Annotated in this window: 23 protein-coding genes; 1 reads left to right on the top strand and 22 read right to left on the bottom strand. The window is 66.7% G+C overall.

What is annotated here, in order from left to right:
- Positions 1-580: 580 nt before the first annotated feature.
- The 10 genes from AC1RN0_RS09275 to AC1RN0_RS09230 all read right to left on the bottom strand — a co-directional run bounded on the left by AC1RN0_RS09275 (position 581) and on the right by AC1RN0_RS09230 (position 8,053).
- Positions 581-2,143 (bottom strand): tape measure protein, encoded by a 1,563-nt coding sequence (locus tag AC1RN0_RS09275; RefSeq protein WP_492787153.1) that lies wholly within the window; start codon positions 2,141-2,143, stop codon positions 581-583.
- 13 nt (positions 2,144-2,156) lie between these two features.
- On the bottom strand, positions 2,157-3,050 hold the full coding sequence (locus AC1RN0_RS09270) for a Mu-like prophage major head subunit gpT family protein (RefSeq protein ID WP_492787152.1): 894 nt from the start codon (positions 3,048-3,050) through the stop codon (positions 2,157-2,159).
- The gene (locus AC1RN0_RS09265; protein ID WP_492787151.1) at positions 3,050-3,505 is read right to left on the bottom strand and encodes a hypothetical protein; all 456 of its coding nucleotides are present in this window, start codon (positions 3,503-3,505) and stop codon (positions 3,050-3,052) included. Before AC1RN0_RS09265 ends, AC1RN0_RS09270 begins: the two co-directional genes overlap by 1 nt.
- A gap of 118 nt (positions 3,506-3,623) precedes the next feature.
- On the bottom strand, positions 3,624-3,899 hold the full coding sequence (locus AC1RN0_RS09260; protein ID WP_492787150.1) for a hypothetical protein: 276 nt from the start codon (positions 3,897-3,899) through the stop codon (positions 3,624-3,626).
- Positions 3,900-4,042: 143 nt separating this feature from the next.
- Complete coding sequence (locus AC1RN0_RS09255) at positions 4,043-4,489, bottom strand: hypothetical protein (protein ID WP_492787149.1); 447 nt, start codon at positions 4,487-4,489, stop codon at positions 4,043-4,045.
- The gene (locus AC1RN0_RS09250) at positions 4,479-4,904 is read right to left on the bottom strand and encodes a regulatory protein GemA (protein ID WP_492787148.1); all 426 of its coding nucleotides are present in this window, start codon (positions 4,902-4,904) and stop codon (positions 4,479-4,481) included. The genes AC1RN0_RS09255 and AC1RN0_RS09250 overlap by 11 nt, the downstream gene beginning before the upstream one ends.
- On the bottom strand, positions 4,879-5,058 hold the full coding sequence (locus tag AC1RN0_RS09245) for a hypothetical protein (RefSeq protein ID WP_492787147.1): 180 nt from the start codon (positions 5,056-5,058) through the stop codon (positions 4,879-4,881). The genes AC1RN0_RS09250 and AC1RN0_RS09245 overlap by 26 nt, the downstream gene beginning before the upstream one ends.
- Positions 5,059-5,150: 92 nt before the next feature.
- Positions 5,151-5,900: an AAA family ATPase gene (locus tag AC1RN0_RS09240; RefSeq protein WP_492787146.1), complete on the bottom strand. Its 750-nt coding sequence runs from the start codon at positions 5,898-5,900 to the stop codon at positions 5,151-5,153.
- Positions 5,901-5,910: 10 nt separating this feature from the next.
- A complete protein-coding gene (locus tag AC1RN0_RS09235) occupies positions 5,911-7,779 on the bottom strand; it encodes a hypothetical protein (protein WP_492787145.1) in 1,869 nt (622 codons plus the stop codon).
- Positions 7,780-7,834: 55 nt separating this feature from the next.
- Entirely contained in the window at positions 7,835-8,053 is a 219-nt protein-coding gene (locus tag AC1RN0_RS09230; protein ID WP_492787144.1) for a hypothetical protein, read from the bottom strand.
- A gap of 69 nt (positions 8,054-8,122) precedes the next feature.
- Here AC1RN0_RS09230 and AC1RN0_RS09225 point away from each other — a divergent pair, with 69 nt between their 5' ends.
- Positions 8,123-8,602, top strand: a complete 480-nt coding sequence (locus AC1RN0_RS09225) for a helix-turn-helix domain-containing protein (protein ID WP_492787143.1) — start codon at positions 8,123-8,125, stop codon at positions 8,600-8,602.
- 231 nt (positions 8,603-8,833) lie between these two features.
- Here the strand turns inward: AC1RN0_RS09225 and AC1RN0_RS09220 are convergent, their stop codons facing one another.
- The 12 genes from AC1RN0_RS09220 to nuoL all read right to left on the bottom strand — a co-directional run bounded on the left by AC1RN0_RS09220 (position 8,834) and on the right by nuoL (position 21,858).
- The gene (locus AC1RN0_RS09220) at positions 8,834-9,190 is read right to left on the bottom strand and encodes a hypothetical protein (protein ID WP_492787142.1); all 357 of its coding nucleotides are present in this window, start codon (positions 9,188-9,190) and stop codon (positions 8,834-8,836) included.
- Between the two features lie 91 nt (positions 9,191-9,281).
- Entirely contained in the window at positions 9,282-9,974 is a 693-nt protein-coding gene (locus tag AC1RN0_RS09215) for an ABC transporter ATP-binding protein (protein ID WP_492787141.1), read from the bottom strand.
- Entirely contained in the window at positions 9,967-11,253 is a 1,287-nt protein-coding gene (locus AC1RN0_RS09210) for a lipoprotein-releasing ABC transporter permease subunit (RefSeq protein ID WP_492787140.1), read from the bottom strand. Before AC1RN0_RS09210 ends, AC1RN0_RS09215 begins: the two co-directional genes overlap by 8 nt.
- Positions 11,250-12,578 (bottom strand): proline--tRNA ligase, encoded by a 1,329-nt coding sequence (gene proS / locus AC1RN0_RS09205; protein WP_492787139.1) that lies wholly within the window; start codon positions 12,576-12,578, stop codon positions 11,250-11,252. The genes AC1RN0_RS09210 and proS overlap by 4 nt, the downstream gene beginning before the upstream one ends.
- A 290-nt stretch (positions 12,579-12,868) precedes the next feature.
- Positions 12,869-13,126, bottom strand: coding sequence for a DUF1467 family protein (locus AC1RN0_RS09200; RefSeq protein WP_492787138.1), 258 nt, complete (start codon positions 13,124-13,126; stop codon positions 12,869-12,871).
- A complete protein-coding gene (gene mce / locus AC1RN0_RS09195; RefSeq protein ID WP_488902381.1) occupies positions 13,123-13,545 on the bottom strand; it encodes a methylmalonyl-CoA epimerase in 423 nt (140 codons plus the stop codon). The genes AC1RN0_RS09200 and mce overlap by 4 nt, the downstream gene beginning before the upstream one ends.
- Before the next feature lie 131 nt (positions 13,546-13,676).
- Positions 13,677-15,356: a ribonuclease J gene (locus AC1RN0_RS09190; RefSeq protein WP_492787137.1), complete on the bottom strand. Its 1,680-nt coding sequence runs from the start codon at positions 15,354-15,356 to the stop codon at positions 13,677-13,679.
- Entirely contained in the window at positions 15,356-16,138 is a 783-nt protein-coding gene (locus AC1RN0_RS09185; protein ID WP_492787136.1) for a type III pantothenate kinase, read from the bottom strand. The genes AC1RN0_RS09190 and AC1RN0_RS09185 overlap by 1 nt, the downstream gene beginning before the upstream one ends.
- Positions 16,139-16,876, bottom strand: a complete 738-nt coding sequence (locus AC1RN0_RS09180; RefSeq protein WP_492787135.1) for a biotin--[acetyl-CoA-carboxylase] ligase — start codon at positions 16,874-16,876, stop codon at positions 16,139-16,141.
- Position 16,877: 1 nt separating this feature from the next.
- Positions 16,878-18,302, bottom strand: a complete 1,425-nt coding sequence (nuoN, locus tag AC1RN0_RS09175) for an NADH-quinone oxidoreductase subunit NuoN (protein ID WP_492787134.1) — start codon at positions 18,300-18,302, stop codon at positions 16,878-16,880.
- A 7-nt stretch (positions 18,303-18,309) separates the two neighbouring features.
- Positions 18,310-19,794: an NADH-quinone oxidoreductase subunit M gene (locus AC1RN0_RS09170; RefSeq protein ID WP_492787133.1), complete on the bottom strand. Its 1,485-nt coding sequence runs from the start codon at positions 19,792-19,794 to the stop codon at positions 18,310-18,312.
- A 3-nt stretch (positions 19,795-19,797) separates the two neighbouring features.
- Complete coding sequence (gene nuoL / locus AC1RN0_RS09165) at positions 19,798-21,858, bottom strand: NADH-quinone oxidoreductase subunit L (RefSeq protein WP_492787132.1); 2,061 nt, start codon at positions 21,856-21,858, stop codon at positions 19,798-19,800.
- Between the last annotated feature and the right edge of the window lie 4 nt (positions 21,859-21,862).

The following is a 21,862-nucleotide window of genomic DNA, read 5'->3' as shown; positions in this document are numbered from 1 at the left end:
CACAGTGACCCTGCACATACGATCCGACACTGAACCTACGATTTGACACGGGATACGATGAGATACGCCGAGCCACCGTGGGATAAGAACCGGCTCTGATCGACCATTCAGAGGCCCCTCAGAGACCCGTAAGGCCCTAAAAAAAATTGGCCGGCGAAGCCTCTTGGGTAGGGACGCCGGGGTGATCTAAGTCCCCGACGTCCCTCTTGGCCGCTGTCTCTTCGGCCATCCCAGTAGAGGGGGGAGTCGGCCCCTCTAACGGCACGCTGCACAGCGCGCCGATCCGAATGCGTTCTCAGGGTGGGGAGCGCCGATCATCACAAAGACGCTCCCCCGACCGGCTCCCACACCGGCCACCCAAGCGAGGGGGAAACTGGAGAAACCCCTCTGGCGGCCGGTCGGTCGCTCATGGCGATCTGCCGGCCGATTCGATGTCGTTCTCAGGGTGGGGAGCGCCGACCCATCACAGCGACGCTCCCCATTGTCCGCCAACCCCTTAGCGGACGCCCTGGCGAGGGGGAGGAAGCCCCTCTAGCCGGCCCCCCCATGCTGTAAGGGGGCCGAATTCAAATCTATCTCCCTACGGGCGGTCTCCCGGCTTGCCGCGCCGCCAATCGATGTCCGCCCCGAAGTCCGCCCGGCGGATTTCAAGGCCCGGCGCGAGGCCGATGCTGATATCGCCCTTCAGCTTGGCCGGCGCGCCCGGAAGCGGACCACCGCCAAGGCCGGGCAACGGCCGGTTGCCGTTCAGGATGGGGCGCGCCGCAGCTGCCGCCCTCGCACGTTCCTCGCCAGTCCGGCCGGATCGGTCATAGACCCAAGGGTTGCTGGTAAAATTCATGGCCGCCGCCACCGGCGTTTTGCGACCGGCGAAGTCCAAACCGAAGTTCGGGTTCCAGGCGTTGGGGTGAAACGCCTTCCCGACCGCATTGCCTGCTTCGGCCAGCTTCAGCATGGCGTTCGCGAGCGTCCCGACGTCCTGCGCCAGTTGCACCCAGTTGACCTCTTTCCCCAGTTCCGCGCCGGTATTGATGAGCGTCGTGAGGCTCCTGGAGAGGTCGCCAGCCCACTTGTCCATGCGACCGTCTTCCTCAGCCTTGGCGAGGAATTCGAGCAGCTTGGCCAGGTGGCCTCTGGCGGCGTCGAACGCCCCGCCATCCGCGACCTTTCCTTTGAAGTCGCTCCAACTGCCGGCCAGGTTCGACATCATCCCGTTCCAGGTGCGGGACTGTTCATCCATCGCACCGGCAAAACCGCCGTCGAAGATGCCTCGCAAGGTTCGCCGGATCTCGCCTGCCGTCTTCTTGCTGGTCGCCGTCATCATTCGGCCGCCGCGTTCGTAGGAGAAGGTCACCTTGTCGCCCTGCTGAGTGGCGACAACGCCAAACTCTTTCAGGCGTTCGAACTCGCCGGTTTGGGCGTCGGCCATCATCTCGACGGCCGCCATCAGCTCCTTACCTTTCGCCGACGCCGTATCTCCCAGCGAGCGCAAGGTGCCGTCCGTCGGCTCGATGCCGTAGGACCGCAGTCGAATGAACGCATCCATGACCTGGTCGGTTTGATAGGGCGTCTCGCGGGCGAATTTCTTCACCCAATCCATCGACTGTTCGGCCTTGTCACCGCTGCCTTCGAGCACCTTCAGCGTGGCGCGCCAGCTTTCGTTTTGCGCGCCTGTGTCGATCACGCCTCGCCCGAAGGCCGTGGCTCCACCCACGGCGGCGGCTCCACCGGCGACGACGGCCGTCCCGACAAGAGCGCCAGCACCGCCAGCCAAGCCGGCCATGCCAACACCCGCGCCCGCGCGACCAAGGCCGCCGGCAACGCCAGCGCCAGGGCCGCGACCGAAGCGCAGCGCGCGGGTCATCCGGGTCCAGGACGACTCGGTGCGAGACGCTTCCTGACGAAGGCGGCGCTGCCGATCAATGAGCGCATCCAGCGTCTTGCCGCCGGTGCGGCCGGCTTCGCTGAAGCGCTTGGCGGCGGCGGTCGTCTCGTCGATCGCCGCGCCCGTCTTGATCCAGCTTGGCGGCGCTGACCGCACCTCCTGAGTGAGCCCCTTCACCTCATAGCGGAACCGGCGAAGGCCCGCCCCAGCGCCCTTGTCGAGCGTCTGAATGACCAGTTTGAGGCTAAGGTCGGTCATGGCTATCGGAGGCTCAGGCCAGCCAGGGCGTGAGGATGAGTTTCGCCGTGCCCTTCCAGACGTTTGACGTGTCGTCCGCCGTGCGGTCGGCGTTGAGAAGCTGAAGCGCCGCCTCTTCCAGCGCCGGCCCGGCGACGAGGGTGTCGGCGGTGATACCCAGCGGCGTTCCCGCCTCGCCCTTCATGCTCGCCATGGCCGCGCGAGCGAGGGCATAATTCTCGGCGTTGAGGGCGGCTTTCGATCCGAACGCCAGCGGCCAGAGGCCGAAGCCGGCGTTCACGCGCGCCCGCACGCCATAGATATATTCGTCTTTGAAGAAGACGTTTTCGTCGCTGTCGTTGTTGAGCGTGGTCAGCTTGTACTCGGTGCGAGTTTGCCAAATCAGTGGCTTGATGGCGCGCGAGGTGTCCAGGAGGAACCACGGCTCGCCCGCGCCGTCCTGCATGTTCGAGACGACGGAGCCATCGCTGCCGAAGACATCGGCCGGATGCTCGGCGTCGAAGAAATTCTGGCCGTCGTAGCAGGGTGTTTCGAAGCCCGCCTTCAGCAGGCCGAACAGCAGTTCGTCCGGGTGGGTCGCGGCGGAGCGGCCCATTTCCGAGAACAGCGGCGCCATGACGCCGTAAGTGTCGTCTTCGATGCTTTCGCGCGGAACCGACACCGTCAGCTCGAACTTGCGGTTCTTGATGCTGTAGCCGTGAGCGGCGAGCGATTTGATGTGTCGATCCCCGAGCCATTCCCGAATGCGGGGCAGTTGGCCGAGCCAGGCGTAGACGTTCTCGCCGGTCGACGAGGGGACCGTCATGGCGACGTCGGCAAAACGGGTCGGCGCACCGCCGAAGCCCTGGTTAAATTTCGCGTTGAAGCCGGTGTAGATGCCGGCGAGGGCGGTGGAGGTGATGAGCATTATGGTTCCATGGTTCTGCCGGCCACCTGGCCGGCATGGGGAGAGGACTTGGAAGTGCCCCGGCGCGCCGGGCCGATTTTGCCGGCCGCGCGAAGCGACGCGCGAACCGCGCTCACATGCCGGACGCTGCAATGCAGTTCGCGGGCGATGGTGTTGATCGGGACGCCGGCGAGAGTGCGTTCAAGAATGATCGCCGCCCGCCGCTTCTGGTTGCGGAGGGGAATGGAGAAGTTGCCCCAGCCGAACTCGTTCACGAGCCTTGTCAGGCCGTCAAAGCCGAGGATTTCAGCGAGCTTGCTGTCAGGCCGAGGCCGCTCGGGAACATAGATCAGCGTCCCGCCCATCGCGGCGCAAAGGGCGTCGGCCGCTTCACTTCCGCAGATGTGTTCCACCGCGCCCAAGAGGTCGTTGTGGTCGAATTCAGGTGTGTCGGAGGCTGCTCCCATGAGCAGCATTCACGATGAAATTGTTCAGGCGATCCAACCTGAAGCTATTCAGGTAGGCGGGCTTGGCGCGCGCGGCGGGTGGTCAACAGGGAGCCTGGCGGGAGCCAATGCAGGCGCTAGGCGCGACCTACAGCAGGTTCACTTCAGCATCGGTCGCCGCCCGCTCTGACACGACCAGGACCACGTAATCATCATGGCCCTTCGCTTGAAAGATTCGGTCCGTGACTTTCCAGACGGTGCGATTTTCGGGCAAGTGCCGATCAGCGCCGTTCCTCGCGCCCGGATCGACTATGGTGTCGCCTATGATCGGACAGACCCCGCCGAACTCCTCAAGATCGAAGTCCCGGCCCGAGTCGAAGATGAGGCCCTTCTCATCGCGCATGTGAATTCGGATGCTGGTCAAACGAGTCTCCATGGCCCGGCGGCGTAACGTCGGCTGATCGTATTCCGCCCACGGTCGGGATGGAAGGTTTGAGCCTTCGCGCCGATTGCCCCCGTGAGAGGCCGTAAGAGGCGTGAGAGCCGCTTTGCGGGCCGGCAATGGCGCTAGCCGCCATCGTTACCGTCGGGGCCGCCAGCGGCCCGCAAATCGAAGGCCTTGCCTTCGGCCCTGCTGTCGTCGATTTCGATTTCCCCGGCCTTGCTCCAGGCGAAGCGGTCCAGGCTGCGCAGCTTGATGATGAGACGGTGCAATGGCGACCTGGTGGGAAACCTGTCGCCGAACACGGCGCGGCCGGCGGTGCGCAGGGCGTCTAGTGTCATGAGGTCAGCCCTGTCGCGAACGAAGGCCACCACGTCCGCGTCGGCCTCGTAGGGAGAACCACCCGAAATCGTCGGCCGGACCTCCCGTCGCACGGTCGCCAGCAGCGCGGCCGGCCAAGCGCGATCCGCGCCGAACCGGGCGAGGCAGTCGGCTTCCATGGCGCTGAAAGTCGCTGCCTTGCTGGCCGCGACGAAGGCGCGGATTTCAGGGTCATTCCGATCAATCGGCATGGGGCGCATTCCTCAATCGAGCCTTCCAGTGCTTCAGCGCGGCGATCACCTGGCCGACCTTTGCCGTGGTCGCGAAGCGGAGCGCGCTGATCTTGTGGGTATCAGCCAACCACGCGTTCAGGTGGCCTTCGTCTTTCCCGCCGACCTCGCGCCACAGGGAACGGACCAGCTCCACCTGTTCCGGCGACGCCATGCCGCCGCGCTCACCGTAGGAGCGCTTCTGGCGCTCGCTCGTAAAGCCCAGGGCGCGGAAGCGGTTCATCACCGCGTCAAAGCCCCGGTCGTCGAGATCCGCAGCGCTGCGAGATCCTCCGTAGTTCTCGAGTGTGGCGCGGTAGTCGTCCTCGCTGAGCGCGAGGCGCGACTTGGCCACCCTCAATAGGGCGAGCCTAGCCTTGGTCATCGGACGCGCCATCGACCAGCTCCGTCCGCAACTCGCGGACCAGCGCCGCGATTCCGTCAATCGTGGCGTCCAGCCGATCAAGGCCGGGCGCCGTGGTGGCGCTGTAGGGGATATCTTCCCCGACCTGGTCGCTCGCCAGTTCCAGCAGTCGTTCGATCTTGATCACCTTCAGGCTCCAATTTTCGACCGTCCGACTGCGAACCGCCTCCGCGTCGGGGATGGGGCGAATTGAGGCGTGAGCGTTCATGGGTGTTCCCTTCAACCGTGTCCAAGGACTGTTAGGGCGGACCGGAAGTGGTCCGCCGAAGGTGGTGAGTTTCCGGCGAGGTCGGCCGCGAGGTCGCAGACGCCAGCAACGGCGCGAAGGCCCCGGTTGCCGTTCGCGATGAGGGCGAGTCGATTGATCAGGGCTCGGTCATTGATGCCCCGGGAACGGGCGACCAGGTCGACGTCCGAATGACTCACCGGGGCTAGGTCGAGCTTGATAGCAATCCGCGACCGGAATTGTTCAGACGTCGCTACGTTCCGCCGCTCGCCATTGAACCGATCGACGAAGCTGTGATTTCCGACGAAGGCGAGGCCCAGCCCCTTGCAGTCAGCGGCGGGGTCGTCCTTTTGGTCGAAAAGGGCTCGCAGTTGCTCAAGGGCTTCGGGATTTAGATGCTGGGCCTCATCAACGATCAACAGGACGCTGTGGTCGATGCCCGCGCTCCAGTTGACCGCAATCGTCAAGGCCCGGAAGTTCTCAGCGGGCCGCACATCCGCGGTGCCCGCGAACTCTCGCGCCAAGGCCCTCATGAGCGGCCCCATCGCCCCCGTGGCGCGAGAGGCTGTAAATACCCAAACTGGCGCGGAAGCGGTGCGCTCGTATTCGCGGATCGACGTGGTCTTACCGATGCCGGGCGGCCCTTGGATAGACGCCATGAACCTCAAGCGTTGAGCCGCGCCCAGCGCCGCCATGACCTGTTCAGAGACGCTTGTCTCGGCAAAGGGGTGCGGATCGTTCATCGCGGGTCCCTCACGCTACCCTGGCCCTTTGGGGCGCCGGCAACCGCTTCAATATCGAGGTGACTTCATCGTTCTTCGCCCGCTGAGCATCTACGGCGAGCTGATCTTGCGCCTTGCGCTCCTTCGGCGAGATCGCCCGCTGGACGGTCGCCTTTTGTGCCGCCAGCAGGTCTATGGTCGGCTGATGGTGCTCGATCAGGTCCATGAGCGGATCAACGGCGGGCCTGCCTTCGCCGAGCTTTCGGACCACGGCGTTGAATTCCTGCGTCCGCTGCGCCGTGTAACGAGCCCCGGCTTTGTCCTTCGGATCAAAGACCGGGCTATCCTCCGCGAACACCAGCTCGCCGGCGTACTCGATCAACACGCCGCCCTGAATGTAGGGACCGTGCAGGACGGTGACCGTATCCGCAGCCATCGCCGCGCCGTGCAGTTCGTAGGACCGGTTTCCGATGCTGACCCGGCACTTTCGGTTCGTCCGCTCGGTGCGATCGGCCAGGGCGTAGGCGACGGCCTCAACAGACCACGTCACGGCGGGGCGTTCATCCCGCCGCTCGTCATGCGCCTCGACCGGAGAAAGTCCGTGAAGTGGCTTCTGTGGCTCCCGATTGTAAACGCCCACTGCTTGCAGGATCACGGCTTCCGCAAGCTCGGGAGAGCCGGGGAAGGCCTCTATCTCTTTGCCTTGGTTGGCGGTCGGGGTCCGCATCCGATCGCCGCCGCCCCAGCCGGGCATAAGGGACAGGTAGCCCCTCTCAAACCGTCCGAACCAGCCTTCAATCAGGCCCTTGCCCCGCGCATTGTACGCCCTGGACCTAATGACGGGCGACCGGCCGCCGGCCTCAGCGGCCAGGCGCATGGGCTCAAGCAATCCGTCGCGGAGGGCGTATTCCTTGCCGTTGTCGACGAGGAGATAGTCAGGCGATCCCCAATCCGGATGGATGAACAGAGCCGCCAGGGAATCGTTCACGTCCGCCTTGGTGACGCTCTCGCCCTTCTTGCACGTCTTGAGATTCACCCACACGCGGCGCGTTCCCACGTCCATCCAGGTGATCATTTTGATGCACCATGCCGCCGACCCGTCTTCGCGGTGAGTTTTGACGTCAATATGGTGAACGTCACCCATGAGAATTTCCATGGGCTTGAGTGCGTTGAGGTCAGACTGACGGTAGGGCCCAGCATTGTAATGCGCGGCGGCGTCTGTGTTCTTCCGGTGAACCACAGCATTGCCGCGTGACCTTTCCGCTAGCCGTCGCGGCACTTCAAAGACCTGGCGCGCAGCCTTGCCGGTAGACTCGAAATCAACCTCCCTGCACCACTTCCGGAGCGCCTTGGCCGCATCCTTAGCGATCCGTCCCGCCCCGGCGTTCGCGTAGCGGTCGCACCACATGGCGGCGATCAATTGCTCTAGCTGCTCATGAAGGACGAAGGCGGCGTCCAGGTCGCGGCCATCGGCGAGCCACGCCCTTGTAAACGCCCGAGACACCGCGACGCGCGGCTGACCCGCGTTGGCGGGCTTCTTGCGCAGAGTCGCCACATGCCCGCCGGCCTCAACCTTCCGGATCAAGCGGTAGGCGGTCTCTCGGCTCTTCCCGGTTTGCTGGCGCCATGCCGCGATGATCTTGACCCTGTCCGCCGGACTTTCGGCCACGGTCGCCAGGTCGATCAGTTGGTGGGGGGCCAGGTCGTCGAGATCGAGGGGCGTCACGCGCCCGCTCAGATCGTCCCCAAGGGCCTCTGAGAGGCTGCTCAGGGAGACCTCATAGTGCTTGCCGTTCTTGCCGCCCCGGCCGCGTTGCTCGCGGACCTTGAGCGGATGCCCGCGCCAAAGGTGGCCATCTGCCGCGCGGGCCAGTGCCTTCCGCGCGGCGCGGGCGGTCATTTCCGCCACCTCCGCGAACTCTTCGGCAGAAAGCCAATCGCCGCGCGGCCCCATCTTACGCCGCCGCCTGTTCCGTGGCGGCGCGCATGATGCGATCTCGCAATGCGCGTGCGGCCGGACCGTTCGTCATGCCGCGAAGGGCCCGGTGAGCGTAGGAATGTTGAACGCCGTTGGCGAGGCACCACTGGTTCAGGGTCAGCCCCTTGCTGACGAAGGCCGCCCGCGCTGCGCGAAGCAACTCGTCACTTGTCGCCTTGTTTGTGATAGTGGCCATTCGATCAAACCGGTTAAGCGATGTCACTTGTCACATCGCTTAACGGTTGTCACTTGTCAACGGGGCGTGATGGCCGAGTCCGACATACGCGCGCTAAAGGAAGCGCTCGGCGTCCAGAGCGACGTTGACCTGGCGAACGCGCTCGGCATCGAGCGCTCGACAATTGCTCAATGGAAAAGGCGAGGCGGCGTGCCGCCCAAATACCATGCCCTGTTAGAGCCGGGCGGGGCGTCGACTCACTTCGCCCGCGAATTCAACGCTTGGCGGCATCACCTGCTCGGCCGCTATGAGAACCACTATTTCCTAATGGCCGGCTTGGCATTTATGCCTGCCATGCTCCCCACACCACCAGGCGCGGGGCCGCAGCGCCTGGGAGTGGTCCGCGAGAACCTACTCATGCTGCTTATGAACCTCGCTCAGGTCTCGACAACAATTCACCTCGGCAAGCGGTACTGCGAGAGCATCCAAGACTACGACCGGCTGGTCGAGGCCATGGAAACGCACGAAGCCGAGGTCATCCAGATTCTGATCAAAAGCACCGCTGACTAGGTTCCCGATCTGGTTCCGCAATGCCCGATTGGCGGTCTAGCCAGCGTGGCGGCTGGCGTTGAATCATTTTAGATTTTCCGCCGGTCCAAATTGAGGAACCTCGGTGGTTTCCCAATCGGTTCCGCAATGCCCCTCTAGCCCTTACGGGCTAAGGGTTTGCGCCGTGCCAAAACGTAAGTTCGCCCGTGTCAAAACGAATTTTCGCCCTCAACAGTTCCATACAGAGGGAATTCAGACGGGCGTGCGGCCCGTCTTGCGCCGGCCGGCCAGCGGCTCGCCGCCGGTGTTCATCGGCGGCTGGTGCTGGGCGATGATGTCGTCATGCTCGCCGCGGCGGACCACGCCGGTGATGTTCAGCCGCGCGAAGATCTCCGTCGCGCCGAACTGGGCCTGGGCTTCCTCCCAGGTCTCGAAGACGCTGCGATGCAGGCTGTCGGTCTCGCCGGCGTAGACGATCTTCGGGGCGTCGCCGTCCCACTTCACATAGAGAAAGTTGGCCCCGCCCGGGGGCACCGGACGCATCTCTTCGAGGGCCTTGTAGCGATAGAGGGTCCCGGACTGTCCGGCGATATCGATCTGGCGGGTCAATGCACGCTCCCAGCCGTTAAACACAGGCGGCTGAAAGGCCCGCCGATCTGGGCGAAAGTCGGGCGCTGACGAAAGCGTGACCGGCGGCGGGTCAGAACCCCGGTGTCCGGGCTTCCAGATGGCCGTCCTTGAGGGCGAACACGCGGTCCATGTAGCGCGCCAGCTCCATGTTGTGGGTGGCGATCAGCGCCGCCACGCCGGTGTCGCGCGCCAGGTCGTAGAGCGCCTGGAACACGGAAGCCGCCGTCTCGGGATCGAGGTTGCCGGTCGGCTCGTCGGCCAGCAGCAGGCGCGGCTCGTTGGTCAGGGCCCGCGCGATGGCCACCCGCTGCTGCTCGCCGCCGGACAGTTGCCCGGGCTGGTGATGCAGGCGTTCGGCCAGCCCCAGGCGGGTCAGCAGGGTCTCGGCCCGCTCGGCGGCCCAGGCGCGGCTGCGGCCGGCGATCATCGCCGGCATGGCCACGTTCTCCAGCGCCGAGAACTCGGGCAGGAGATGGTGGAACTGGTAGACGAAGCCGATGGTGCCCAGCCGCATGCGCGTGCGCGGCCGCTCGCCCAGCTTCGTGCAATCCTGGCCGGCGACGGTCACCGTGCCGCCGTCGGGCTTTTCCAGCAGGCCGGCGGCGTGCAGCAGTGAGGACTTGCCGGAGCCCGACGGGCCGATCAGGCCGACGATCTCGCCGGGCGAGACATCGAGATCGACGCCCTTGAGCACCGGCAGCTCGCCGGCGTCGGTGACGTAGGTGCGCGTGACCCCGCGCAGGGACAGGACGGGGCTACTCATAGCGAAGGGCCTCGACCGGATCGATGCGCGACGCGCGCCAGGCCGGGAACAGGGTGGCGACGAAGCTCATGAACAGCGACCAGCCGGTGATCAGGGCCACCTCGCTCCATTCGACTTTCGCCGGGACGTGGGTCAGGAAATAGACGTCGGCGTTGAACACATTGGCGCCGGTGACCCATTCGACGGCCTTCTGCACCGCCTCGATGTTCAGGCAGAGCAGCACGCCCAGCAGCAGGCCGCTGGCGGTGCCGGCGACGCCGATGGCCGCACCCGACATGAAGAAGATGCGCATGATCGACCCCTGCCCCGCCCCCATGGTGCGCAGGATGCCGATGTCGCGGCCCTTGTTCTTCACCAGCATGATCAGGCCGGAGATGATGTTCATCGCCGCGATGGCGACGATCAGCATGAGGATCAGTCGCATGGCGGCCCGCTCGACCTGGAGCGCCTCAAAGAAGCTCTGGTTCTTCTGGGTCCAGTCGGTGACGATCGCGCCGGGTCCGGCCGCCCCGGCCAGCATGGGCTTGATCGCCTCGACCGTGTCGGGATCGTCGAGCATGATCTCGATGGCGTCGACGGTGTCGTCGCGGCCGAAGAACAGCTGGGCCTGCTGCAGCGGCATATAGATGAAGGCCTGGTCGTACTCGCTCATCCCGACCGAGAACACGCCGCCGACGGTGTAGTCCTTCTGCGTCACGCTGGTGCCGAAGGCGGTGGCCGCGCCGGTGGGCGAGATCAGGGCCACGGAGTCGCCGGGCGCGACGCCCAGGCTGGCCGCCAGCCGGTCGCCCAGCAGCACCAGTTCGCCGCCGTAGTCGCCCTGGCCGAAGCCGTCGCGCGAGCCCGCCTTGATGTTGCCGGCCACGATCGTGGTCGCCGCCAGATCCTCCGGCGTCACGCCGCGGACGATGGCGCCGGCGATCTGGTTGGGGCCGAGCACCATGGCCTGGCCCTCGACCACCGGGATCACCTGCCTGACGCCCGGCACGGCGCGCAGGCGTTTGACCACGGCCGCGCGGTCCGGGCTGGAGAGCGGCGCGCCCGTGACATAGGCGTGGCCGTTGAAGCCGAGGATGCGATCGAGCAATTCCGTGCGGAAGCCGTTCATCACGCTCATCACGGTGATCAGCGCCAGCACCGCCAGGGTGATGCCGACGTAGGAGATGACCGAGATCAGGCCGACGCCGCCGTGCTTGCGCTTGGCGCGCAGATAGCGGCCGGCGATGGCGCGCTCCCAGGCCCCGAAGGGCGCCGCGGCGGTCCCGGCGGGCTTGCTCACGCGGCCGCCTTCGCCGTCAGGCGGGCCAGCACCTCGGCCAGCGGCGCGGTCGAGCGCTCGCCGGTGGCGCGGTTCTTCAGCTCGACATTGCCCTCGGCCAGGCCCTTGGGGCCGATGATCAACTGCCAGGGCAGGCCGATCAGGTCAGCCTTGGCGAACTTGCCGCCCGGGCGTTCGCCGGTGTCGTCGTAGAGGGCCGACTTGCCCGCCGCGTGGATCGCCGCGTAGGCCTGCTCGCAGGCCGCGTCGCAGGCTTCGTCGCCCGGCCGCAGGTTGATCAGGGCCACGTCGAACGGCGCCACGCTCTCGGGCCAGATGATGCCGCCGTCGTCGTGGCTGGCCTCGATGATCGCGCCGAGCAGGCGCGAGACGCCGACGCCGTAGCTGCCCATGTGCACGGTGTGCTCCTGGCTGTCCTGGCCGGTGACGCTGGCCTTCATCGGCAAGGAGTATTTCTGGCCGAAGTAGAAAATATGGCCGACCTCGATCCCGCGGGCGGAAAGCTGGTCGTCGGCCGGCACGGCGGCGAAGGCCGCCTCGTCGTGCATCTCCTCGGTGGCCGCATAGAGGGCCGTGCGCTGGTCGACCAGCGGCTGCAGGTCGCCGTACCAGTCGACGTCGGGACCGGGCGCGCCCATTTCGACCAGGTCCTTGTGGCAGAACACCTGGCTCTCGCCGGTGTCGGCCAGCACGATGAACTCGTGGGACAGGTCGCCGCCGATCGGGCCGGTGTCGGCCTTCATCGGCACGGCCTTCAGGCCCATGCGCGCGAACAGGTTCAGATAGGCGATGAACATGCGGTTGTACGCCTTGCGGGCGTCGGCCTCGGTCAGGTCGAAGCTGTAGGCGTCCTTCATCAGGAACTCGCGGCCGCGCATCACGCCGAAGCGCGGGCGGCGCTCGTCGCGGAACTTCCACTGGATATTGTAGAGGTTCAGCGGCAGGTCCTTGTAGCTCTTCACATAGGCCCGGAAGATGTCGGTCACGACCTCCTCGGCCGTGGGCCCGTAGAGCAGGTCGCGCTTGTGGCGGTCGGTGATGCGCAGCATCTCGTCGCCGTAGGCGTCGTAGCGGCCGCTCTCGCGCCACAGGTCGGCCAGCTGGATCGTCGGCATCAGCAGCTCGACGGCGCCGGCGCGATCCATCTCCTCGCGAACGATCTGCTCGACCTTCTTCAGCACTCGCAGGCCCAGCGGCAGCCAGGCGTAGATGCCGGCCGCCTCCTGGCGGATCATGCCGGCGCGCAGCATCAGCTGGTGGGAGACGATCTGGGCGTCGGACGGCGCCTCTTTGAGCACAGGCAGGAAATAGCGCGACAGGCGCATGGCAACCCCTTGAATGGACGGGGCTGACTTAGCCTCTGGTCGCCCGCGTTGGCAACGCGGCGACGAAAAGAAGGCCGCCGGGGGAGCCGGCGGCCTTGCAAGTCATCGTCGGGGAAAAACGCCACGGAGCAAGACCGGAGAACCGGTTTGCCATGACCCGAAGCTAGCCGCGACTCGCCCGGCGGGCAGTGTTGACCGGCGCCGAACGCGTCACGCAGTGACAATCGCCCAGTTTTTGGGCGCGTGAGACCGCCGCGTGCGCCGCGTGCCGAAACCGTGGGCGATTTTGCTCAGGCCGCCGGGAAGGTCGGCAGCGAAACGAGGTGCAACTTCACCACCAGGAACAGCACGCCCCACAGCAGGGCCGAAACCCAGGTCGTGGTGATGAACTTGCGCTTCAGGTTCGGATTGACCGGCGCGCCCGGGTCGCCGCCGTCCTTCACCACGATCCCGGATTCCGCGTAGGTCTTGGTGCCCAGCGGCAGAATGGCGAACAGGGCCGTCCACCAGATGGTCAGGTAGATGGCGACTCCGGTGAACAGGCTCATGCGTGGTGATCCTCTTTGGGCGTTTCCATCAGCTCGACCAGCATGCCCCCCATGTCCTTGGGATGCACGAAAATGATCAGGGTGCCGTGGGCGCCAATGCGCGGCTCGCCCAGCACGGTCGCGCCCTTGGCCACCAGCGCATCCCGGGCCTCGTAGATGTTCTCCACCTCGAAGCAGATGTGGTGCTGGCCGCCCTTGGGGTTCTTGGCCAGGAAGCCGTGGATCGGGCTCTTCTCGCCGTAGGGCTCGATCAGCTCGATCTGGCTGTTGGGCAGGTTGACGAAGCAGACCCACACGCCCTGCTCGGGCATGGCCCACTTGTCGGTGAACGACGTCGCGCCCAGCAGGTCGCGGTACATCTTCAGCGACTCGTCGATGGAGGGCGTGGCGACGCCGACGTGGTTGAGTTTGCCGATCATGGGAATGCCTCTCCTTGCGTGCTTCGACACGCGCCTGCGGCGCTGCTCAGCATGACGTCCATTTTCGCAGCCCCTCTACGTCATCCTGAGCGGCCTGCGAAGCAGGCGCGTCGAAGGACGCACACTGGCTCCTAGACCCTCAGCACCGTCGTCTCGACGACCGGCTTGCGGTCCCAGACGCGGAAGGCCGCCTTCTTGACCGCGCGGGAGATCGCCGTCTCGACGACTTCGTCGTGGTCGCGCTCCTCGGCCGGCAGCCGCTTGATCGCCTGTTCGGCTTCCTCGGCAAGACTGTCGAGCGTGTCTTCCAGCGGGTTCTCGCGGTCGCCGGGCAGACCCAGCGCCAGCACCTGCGGCCCGGAGACGATGCGGCCCTTGCCGTCGAGGGCGATGGACACGATCAGCACGCCGTTGTGCGCGGCGTGGCGGCGTTCGCGCAGGGCGTCGCCGTTCTCGGGCGTCATCACCCCGCCGTCGACATAGAGGCGTCCGGCGGTGACTTCATCGATGATCGCCGCGCGGCCCGGGGCCAGGCGGACCATGTCGCCGTTGCGCGGCGCGACCGTCTGGCTGACCTGCAGGTCGGTGGCGAAGGCGGCGTGTTCCAGCAGGTGGCGGCGCTCGCCGTGCGTCGGCACGGCGATCTGCGGCCGGGCCCAGGCGTACATCCGCGCCAGCTCACCCCGGCAGGGGTGGCCGGAGACGTGGATGCCCGGGTGGTCGCGCTCGGTGTAGAGCCGCACGCCGCGATCGGCCAAGCCGTTCTGCAGGTTGCGGATCGGGATCTCGTTGCCCGGGATAACGCGCGAGGAAAAGATCGCGTGATCGCCCTTGCCCAGCTTCACATGCGGATGGTCGCCGTGGGCGATGCGCGATAGCGCCGCGCGGACCTCGCCCTGGCTGCCGGTGCAGAGGAACAGGATCTTGTCGTCCGGGAAGCTCTTGGCCTCCTTGTCGTTGATGAAGTCCGGCACGCCCTTGAGCAGGCCGACGGACTTGGCCGCCGCGGTCATGCGATGCATCGACCGGCCCGCGAGGCAGACGCGGCGTCCGGCGGCCTGGGCGGCGCGGATGACGCTGTCCATGCGCGCGACGTTGGACGCGAAACAGGCCACGGCGACCTTGCCCTTGAGCGGCTTGATCAGCGCCGCGAGCGCGTCGCGCACGCCGGCTTCGGACCCGGCCTCGCCCTCGACGAACACGTTGGTGCTGTCGCAGACCATGGCCAGCACGCCCTCGTCGCCGAGCCTGCGGATGGCGTCCTCGTCGGTCACGCCGCCGAGCAGCGGATCGGGATCGATCTTCCAGTCGCCTGTGTGCAGCACCGTCCCCAGCGGCGTGCGGATCGCCAGACCGTTCGGCTCGGGGATCGAGTGGGTCAGGGTGATCAGCTCGAGATCGAACGGCCCGAGCGAGAAGGACCCGCTCAGCGGCACCTCGGTGATGTCGACCTCGTCGAGGATCCCGGCGTCGCGCAGCTTCTCGCGCAGCAGGAAGGCGGTGAACGGCGTGGCGAACACGGGCGCCTTGAGCCGCGGCCACAGCCAGGCGACCGCGCCGATGTGGTCCTCGTGGGCGTGCGTCAGCACGATCCCGAGGATGTCTTTGGCGATGCTCTCGGCGAATTCGGGGTCGGGCAGAATGACCTCGACGCCGGGCGTCGTCTGGTCGCCGAAGGTGATGCCCAGGTCGACGACGATCCACTTGCGGGCATTCGGCGGACCGAAGCCGTACAGGTTGAAGTTCATGCCGATCTCGTTAGACCCGCCGAGCGGCAGGAAGACGAGCTCGTCGTTCTTCGCGGCGGCCATCAGGCGCCCTTGGCCGTGTTGCGGCGGTGGATTTCGAGCAGACCGCGGATCGTCAGGTCCGGGTCGAAGAAGTCGATCATGTCGGTAGCGCCTTCAAACAGAGATACAACGCCGCCGGTGGCCACAACGGTCAAATGTTCGCCGCGCTCGTCCTTGATCCGCCGGATCAGGCCTTCGATGAGGCCGATATAGCCCCAGAAGACCCCGGACTGCATGGCCGAGACGGTGTCGGTGCCGACCACGCGGTTGCGTTCCGGCCTTTGGATGGCGATGCGCGGCAACTTGGCGGCCGCGTCGTGCAGCGCCTGCATGGACAGGTTCACGCCGGGCGCGATCACGCCACCCTCGAAGCCGCCGTCGGCGGCGACGATGTCGAAGGTGGTCGCCGTGCCGCTGTCGATGACGATCAACGGTCCCGGATAGACGATGTGCGCGCCGATGGCGTTCACGAGGCGGTCGGCCCCCGCCTCGGACGGCTTGTCGATGCGGACGTCGACGCCCAGCTCGGCGTTCTCGCCGATGATCAGCGGCTCGACGCCCAGGTAGCGGCGCGACAGGTTGCGCAGGTTGAAGATCGACTGCGGCACGACGCTGGAGATGATGCAGCCGGTCAGGCTCTTCATGCTCAGGCCGTTCATCTCGAACAGCTGCGACAGCCAGACCGCGTACTCGTCGGCCGTGCGGGTGCTCTCGGTCGCCGAGCGCCACTGCGCGATCCAGGTCTCGCCGTCATGGACGGCGAACAGGGTGTTGGTGTTGCCCTGCTCGATAGCGAGAAGCATTCAGATATTCCCGAAAAAGACGTCGCCGGCGGTGATGCGCCGCAGCATGCCGTCTGGCAAGCGCAGACGCAGCGCGCCGTCAGGGTCGAGGCCTTCGGCTGTTCCGGTGACCGTTTCATGACCCAGACGGGCGACGCAGGTCTCGCCCAGGCCATGGGCGCGCCGGGTCCAGGCGTCGGCGATGACGGCGAACCCGGAGGTCTGCCAGACCCGGCGCCAGCGTTCGAAGGCCTCGGCCAGAAGGGCCAGCGCTTCGAGCGGCTTCGGCGGCGGGCCGGCCATGTGCTCGGCGAAGGCGGTCGCCGGCCGCTCGGGCGCTTCCGGCGGCGAGGCCAGATTGACCCCGACGCCGACCGCGACCCACAGGCCGCCGCCGGCGTGCTGGCCGGACTCGACGAGGATGCCGCTGGCCTTGCGGCCGTCGATCATCGGGTCATTGGGCCATTTCAGGCTGACCTTCGAGGCCGGCACGAAGGCGTCGGCCAGGTCGGCAACGGCAAGGGCGGCGATGAAGCTGATCTGCGCCGCCTCGGCGGGCGGCCGGTCGGTGACGAACAGCAGGGTCGCGGCGAGATTGCCCTGCCCGGTTTCCCAGGCGCGACCCCGGCGGCCGCGACCGGCGGTCTGGCGGGCGGCGGTGATCCACAGGGGACCCGCCTCCCCTGCCTCGGCCCGGCGACGCGCCTCGGCGTTGGTGGAATCGACTTCCTCCAGCGCCTCGATCCGCGGAGCGGTCACGTCAGCCGAAGGCCGCGGCGGCGGCCAGGGCCAGGGGCTCCAGCCAGTGCAGGGCCACCAGGCCGACCGGGAAGGAGAACAGCGCTGCGACCATGGCGATGGTCTTCGCCGTCAGCGGCGGCTTTTCGACCGGGCCGACCGAGGGGTCGAACCACATCACCTTGATCAGGCGCAGGTAGTAGAAGGCCGCCACCACGCTGCCGACCAGGCCGGCCACGGCCGCCCATTCCAGATGCGCGCCGATCGCCGCCTTGAACACGAAGTACTTGGCGAAGAAGCCGCTGAACGGCGGCAGGCCGAGCGCCGACAGGGCGAAGGCGGTCATGGCCAGGGCGATGCCCGGCTGTTCCCTGAACAGGCCCGCCATGTCGTCGATCGTCTCCATCGGCCGGCCGTTGCGCCGCAGGGCGCTGAGGCAGGCGAAAAAGCCGGTCACGTCGACCATGTAGAGGACCATGAACATCAGCATGGCCTGCACGCCCGCCTCGCCGCCCGCGGCCAGGCCCAGCAGGGCGTAGCCGATGTTGGCGATCGAGCTGTAGGCCCACAGGCGCTTGAGATTGCGCTGGGCCAGACCGGCGAAGGCGCCGACGAACACCGACAGCAGGGCGACCACGACGATCACCTGCTGCCACTGGCCGATGGCCTGGCCGAAGCCTTCCGACAGCACCCGGGCCAGCAACACCATGGCCGCCAGCTTGGGCGCGCCGGCGAAGAAGCCGACGACCGGGGTCGGGGCGCCTTCGTAGACGTCCGGCGTCCACATGTGGAACGGCGCGGCCGAGACCTTGAAGGCCAGGCCGCAGATCAGGAACACCAGGCCGAACAGCACGCCGGTGTGCGCCTGGCCGCCCTGGATCGAGGCGGCGATGACGTCGAAGTGGGTCGAGCCGGCGAAGCCGTAGATCAGCGAGGCGCCGTACAGCAGCAGGCCGGACGAAAGCGCGCCGAGCACAAAGTACTTCAGGCCCGCTTCCGACGACTTCGCGTCGTCGCGGCGGAAGGCGGCCAGCACATAGAGCGCCAGCGAATGCAGCTCGATGCCGACGTACAGCGAGATCAGGTCGCCGGCCGAGGCCATCATGCCCATGCCGAGCGCGGCCAGCACGACCAGGACCGGGAATTCGAACTTGTCGTCGCCGCGGGCGCGCAGCCAGCCGCCGCCCAGCGGAATGGCCAGGGCGCTGGCGGCGTAGATGGCCACCTTGGCGAAGGTCGACAGGTTGTCGACCACCACGCCGCCCGCGAAGGCGCGGCCATGGTCGCCGGTCACGGCCGCCGCGCCGGCGAGCGCCAGCACCAGCATGGCCAGGCCGTCGAACACCGGGCCGCCCTTGCTGCGGAAGGCGCCGACCAGCAGCAACACCAGGGCGCCGATCGCGAGGATCAGCTCCGGCCGGACGAGATTGAGATCGGTGAGGGTCATCGGCGGCTCACCCGGCGATCGCGGCGCGCCAGGCGCCGACCAGGGCGTCGACCGACGCTCCGGTGATGTGGAACACGACGTCCGGCTGGACGCCGAGATAGAGGGTCGAGACGATCAGCGGCGCGAACACCACCATCTCGCGCCAGGTCAGATCGGTGATCTGGGCCAGGGCCGGATTGGTGATCTCGCCGAAGATGACCCGGCGATAGAGGCTCAGCGCATAGACCGCCGACAGGATCACGCCGGTGGCCGCGAACAGCGCCGTCCAGGTCGAGGCGCCGTAGGCCCCGGCCATGGTCAGGATCTCGCCGATGAAGCCGCTGGTTCCCGGCAGGCCGACGTTGCCCATGGTGAACAGCATGAACACCGCCGCGTAGAACGGCATGCGGTTCACCAGGCCGCCGTAGAAGGCGATCTCGCGGGTGTGCATGCGGTCATAGACCACGCCGACGCAGAGGAAGAGCGCGCCGGAGATCACCCCGTGGCTCAGCATCTGGAAGATCGCGCCCTGCTCGCCCTGCACGTTGCCGCTGAAGATGCCCATGGTCACGAAGCCCATATGGGCGACCGACGAATAGGCGATCAGCTTCTTGATGTCGGTCTGCCGGAAGGCGACCAGCGAGGTGTAGATGATGGCGATGACCGACAGGCCGAAGACCAGCGGCGTGAACAGGTGGCTGGCCTGCGGGAACATCGGGATGCTGAAGCGCAGGAAGCCGTAACCGCCCATCTTCAGCAGGATGCCCGCCAGGATCACCGAGCCGGCCGTGGGCGCCTCGACGTGCGCGTCGGGCAGCCAGGTGTGCACCGGCCACATCGGCATCTTCACCGCGAAGCTGGCGAAGAAGGCCAGCCACAGCCAGGTCTGGATCGCCGGATCAAAGTGGTAGCGCATCAGCTCGGGGATCGAGCTGGTGCCCGAGATGCCGATCATGGCGAGGATCGCCGCCAGCATCAGCACAGAGCCCAGCAGGGTGTAGAGGAAGAACTTGAAGGCCGCGTAGACCCGGTTCTTGCCACCCCAGATGCCGATGATCAGGAACATCGGCACCAGGCCGGCTTCGAAGAACAGGTAGAACAGCACCAGGTCCAGCGCGCAGAACACGCCGATGACCAGGGTCTCGAGGATCAGGAAGGCGATCATGTACTCGAGGACGCGCTTCTCGATCGTCTTCCAGCTGGCGATGATGCACAGCGGCAGCAGGAAGGCCGTCAGCAGGACGAACAGCACCGAGATGCCGTCGATGCCCATGCGGTAGCTGAGCCCGGCGAACCAGGGGATCTCTTCAAGGAACTGGAAGCCCGGGTTGGCCGGGTCGAAGTCGAGCGTCAGCTTCACCGACAGGGCGAAGGTCGCAAGCGTGGTCGCCAGGGCGATCCACTTGCCGGCGGTGTCGCGCGCTTCGCCGGGCTGGCCGAAGAAGCGCAGCGCCAGGATGGCGGCGACGCCGGCCAGCGGCAGGAAGGTGACGAGGGAGAGAAGGCCGGTCATCGATCAGCCTCCCCGCGAGAACGCATAGAGCGCGAAGGACAACAGACCGGCGACCCCCAGCAGCATGACAAAGGCGTAGTGGTAGACGTAGCCGGTCTGCAGCCGGCCGGTGCGCTTGCCCACCGCCAGGGAGACGGCCGAGACGCCGTCCGGACCCAGACCGTCGATCAGCTTCTGGTCGCCGCCCTTCCAGAACAGGTCGCCCAGGAACCGGGCCGCCCGCACGAAGGTGGCGTCATAGAGCTCGTCGAAGAACCACTTGTTGTAGAGGAAGGTCCACACCAGGCCGCGGCGGGCCGCGATCCGTGCGCCCATGCCTTCCTTGAGGATGTAGACGTACCAGGCGATCGCCAGGCCGGCCATCGACACGACCAGCGGGGCCCAGATGACCCAGGCCGGCGCCGCGTGCATCTCGTGCAGGATGTGGTTGTGCGGACCGTTGAAGATGGCCCCGCGCCAGAACTCGACCTGTTTCTCGCCGACGAAGTTCTCGACGAACACGTAGCCGGCCGCCAGCGCGCCGACCGCCAGCACCAGCAGCGGGACCAGCATGACCAGCGGGCTCTCGTGCGGGGTGTGGGCGTGGCCGTGCGCGTGATCGTCGTGACCATGGTCGTCATGGGCGGCGTGCGCATGGGCGTCGGCGTGGTGGTCGTCATGGCCGTGTTCGGCGTGCTCGCCCCACTTGGGCGTGCCGTGGAAGGTCATGAAGGCCAGGCGCCAGCTGTAGAAGGCGGTCAGGCCGGCGGCCAGCAGGCTGACCACGAAGGCGAAGTTGGCGATGCCGTTGTCGCGGCCCGCGGCCCAGGCCGCCTCGATGATCGTGTCCTTGGAGTAGAAGCCGGCGAAGCCGAGGTCGACGCCCGGGATGCCGAAGCCGGTGATGGCCAGGGTGCCGATGGTCATGACCGCCCAGGTGAACGGCAGGTACCTCCACAGGCCGCCCATCTTCCGCATGTCCTGCTCATGGTGCATGCCGTGGATCACCGAGCCGGCGCCGAGGAACAGCAGGGCCTTGAAGAAGGCGTGCGTGAACAGGTGGAACATGGCCGCCTGGTAGGCGCCCACGCCGGCGGCGAAGAACATGTAGCCGAGCTGCGAACAGGTCGAATAGGCGATGACCCGCTTGATGTCGTTCTGGGCCAGGCCGACCGTCGCCGCGAACAGCGCCGTGATGGCGCCGATCAGGGTCACGACGTTGCGCGCCACCGGGGCGTACTCGAACATCGGCGACAGCAGGCAGACCATGTAGACGCCGGCGGTGACCATGGTCGCGGCGTGAATCAGGGCCGAGACCGGGGTCGGGCCTTCCATGGCGTCCGGCAGCCAGGTGTGCAGGAAGAACTGCGCCGACTTGCCCATCGCGCCGATGAACAGCAGCACGCAGGCCAGATCGACCAGCGGCAGGGTGTGGCCGGCGAAGGTCCAGGTCTTCTGGGCGCTGCCGGCGATCAGCGGGAACAGGTCGGCGAACTGGATCGTGCCGTAGGCCCAGAACACCGTCATGATGCCGAGCGCGAAGCCGAAGTCGCCGACGCGGTTGACCACGAAGGCCTTGATCGAGGCGGCGTTGGCCGTGGGCTTCTTGAACCAGAAGCCGATCAGCAGATAGGACGCCAGCCCCACCCCTTCCCAGCCGAAGAACAGCTGCATGAAGTCGGCGGCGGTGACCAGCGCCAGCATGGCGAAGGTGAACAGCGACAGATAGGCGAAGAACCGCGGACGGCTGTCGTCCTCGGCCATGTAGCCCCAGCTGTAGAGGTGCACGAGGGCCGAGACCGTGGTCACGACCACCAGCATCACGGCGCTCAGGCCGTCGAGCCGGAACGACCAGGCCGAGTGGAAGTCGCCGACGTTGATGAACGGCGCCAGCGCGACGGTGAACGGCTCCAGGCCGCCCCAGGTCCACTGGCTGAAGACGTACCAGCTGAGGCCGCAGGTCAGCAGCAGCAGGCCGGTGGTGACGCTCTGCGAGACGAGGTCGCCCAGGCGACGGCCGAACAGCCCTGCGACCAGGGCGCCCAGCAGCGGGGCGAAGAGAAGGACGGTGACGAGCTGTTGCAACGGA

Source organism: Caulobacter sp. GW821-FHT12F03 (genome assembly GCF_058806855.1).
This window is presented reverse-complemented; position numbering and strand designations above follow the sequence as displayed.

What these genes read in the sequence shown, in the direction of transcription:
- AC1RN0_RS09275 (WP_492787153.1), bottom strand. Translation starts at nt 2,143, where the DNA reads ATGACCGACCTTAGCCTCAAACTGGTCATTCAGACGCTCGACAAGGGC.
- AC1RN0_RS09270 (WP_492787152.1), bottom strand. Translation starts at nt 3,050, where the DNA reads ATGCTCATCACCTCCACCGCCCTCGCCGGCATCTACACCGGCTTCAAC.
- AC1RN0_RS09265 (WP_492787151.1), bottom strand. Translation starts at nt 3,505, where the DNA reads ATGCTGCTCATGGGAGCAGCCTCCGACACACCTGAATTCGACCACAAC.
- AC1RN0_RS09255 (WP_492787149.1), bottom strand. Translation starts at nt 4,489, where the DNA reads ATGCCGATTGATCGGAATGACCCTGAAATCCGCGCCTTCGTCGCGGCC.
- AC1RN0_RS09250 (WP_492787148.1), bottom strand. Translation starts at nt 4,904, where the DNA reads ATGGCGCGTCCGATGACCAAGGCTAGGCTCGCCCTATTGAGGGTGGCC.
- AC1RN0_RS09240 (WP_492787146.1), bottom strand. Translation starts at nt 5,900, where the DNA reads ATGAACGATCCGCACCCCTTTGCCGAGACAAGCGTCTCTGAACAGGTC.
- AC1RN0_RS09235 (WP_492787145.1), bottom strand. Translation starts at nt 7,779, where the DNA reads ATGACCGCCCGCGCCGCGCGGAAGGCACTGGCCCGCGCGGCAGATGGC.
- AC1RN0_RS09230 (WP_492787144.1), bottom strand. Translation starts at nt 8,053, where the DNA reads ATGGCCACTATCACAAACAAGGCGACAAGTGACGAGTTGCTTCGCGCA.
- AC1RN0_RS09225 (WP_492787143.1), top strand. Translation starts at nt 8,123, where the DNA reads ATGGCCGAGTCCGACATACGCGCGCTAAAGGAAGCGCTCGGCGTCCAG.
- AC1RN0_RS09215 (WP_492787141.1), bottom strand. Translation starts at nt 9,974, where the DNA reads ATGAGTAGCCCCGTCCTGTCCCTGCGCGGGGTCACGCGCACCTACGTC.
- proS (WP_492787139.1), bottom strand. Translation starts at nt 12,578, where the DNA reads ATGCGCCTGTCGCGCTATTTCCTGCCTGTGCTCAAAGAGGCGCCGTCC.
- AC1RN0_RS09200 (WP_492787138.1), bottom strand. Translation starts at nt 13,126, where the DNA reads ATGAGCCTGTTCACCGGAGTCGCCATCTACCTGACCATCTGGTGGACG.
- mce (WP_488902381.1), bottom strand. Translation starts at nt 13,545, where the DNA reads ATGATCGGCAAACTCAACCACGTCGGCGTCGCCACGCCCTCCATCGAC.
- AC1RN0_RS09190 (WP_492787137.1), bottom strand. Translation starts at nt 15,356, where the DNA reads ATGGCCGCCGCGAAGAACGACGAGCTCGTCTTCCTGCCGCTCGGCGGG.
- AC1RN0_RS09185 (WP_492787136.1), bottom strand. Translation starts at nt 16,138, where the DNA reads ATGCTTCTCGCTATCGAGCAGGGCAACACCAACACCCTGTTCGCCGTC.
- nuoN (WP_492787134.1), bottom strand. Translation starts at nt 18,302, where the DNA reads ATGACCCTCACCGATCTCAATCTCGTCCGGCCGGAGCTGATCCTCGCG.
- AC1RN0_RS09170 (WP_492787133.1), bottom strand. Translation starts at nt 19,794, where the DNA reads ATGACCGGCCTTCTCTCCCTCGTCACCTTCCTGCCGCTGGCCGGCGTC.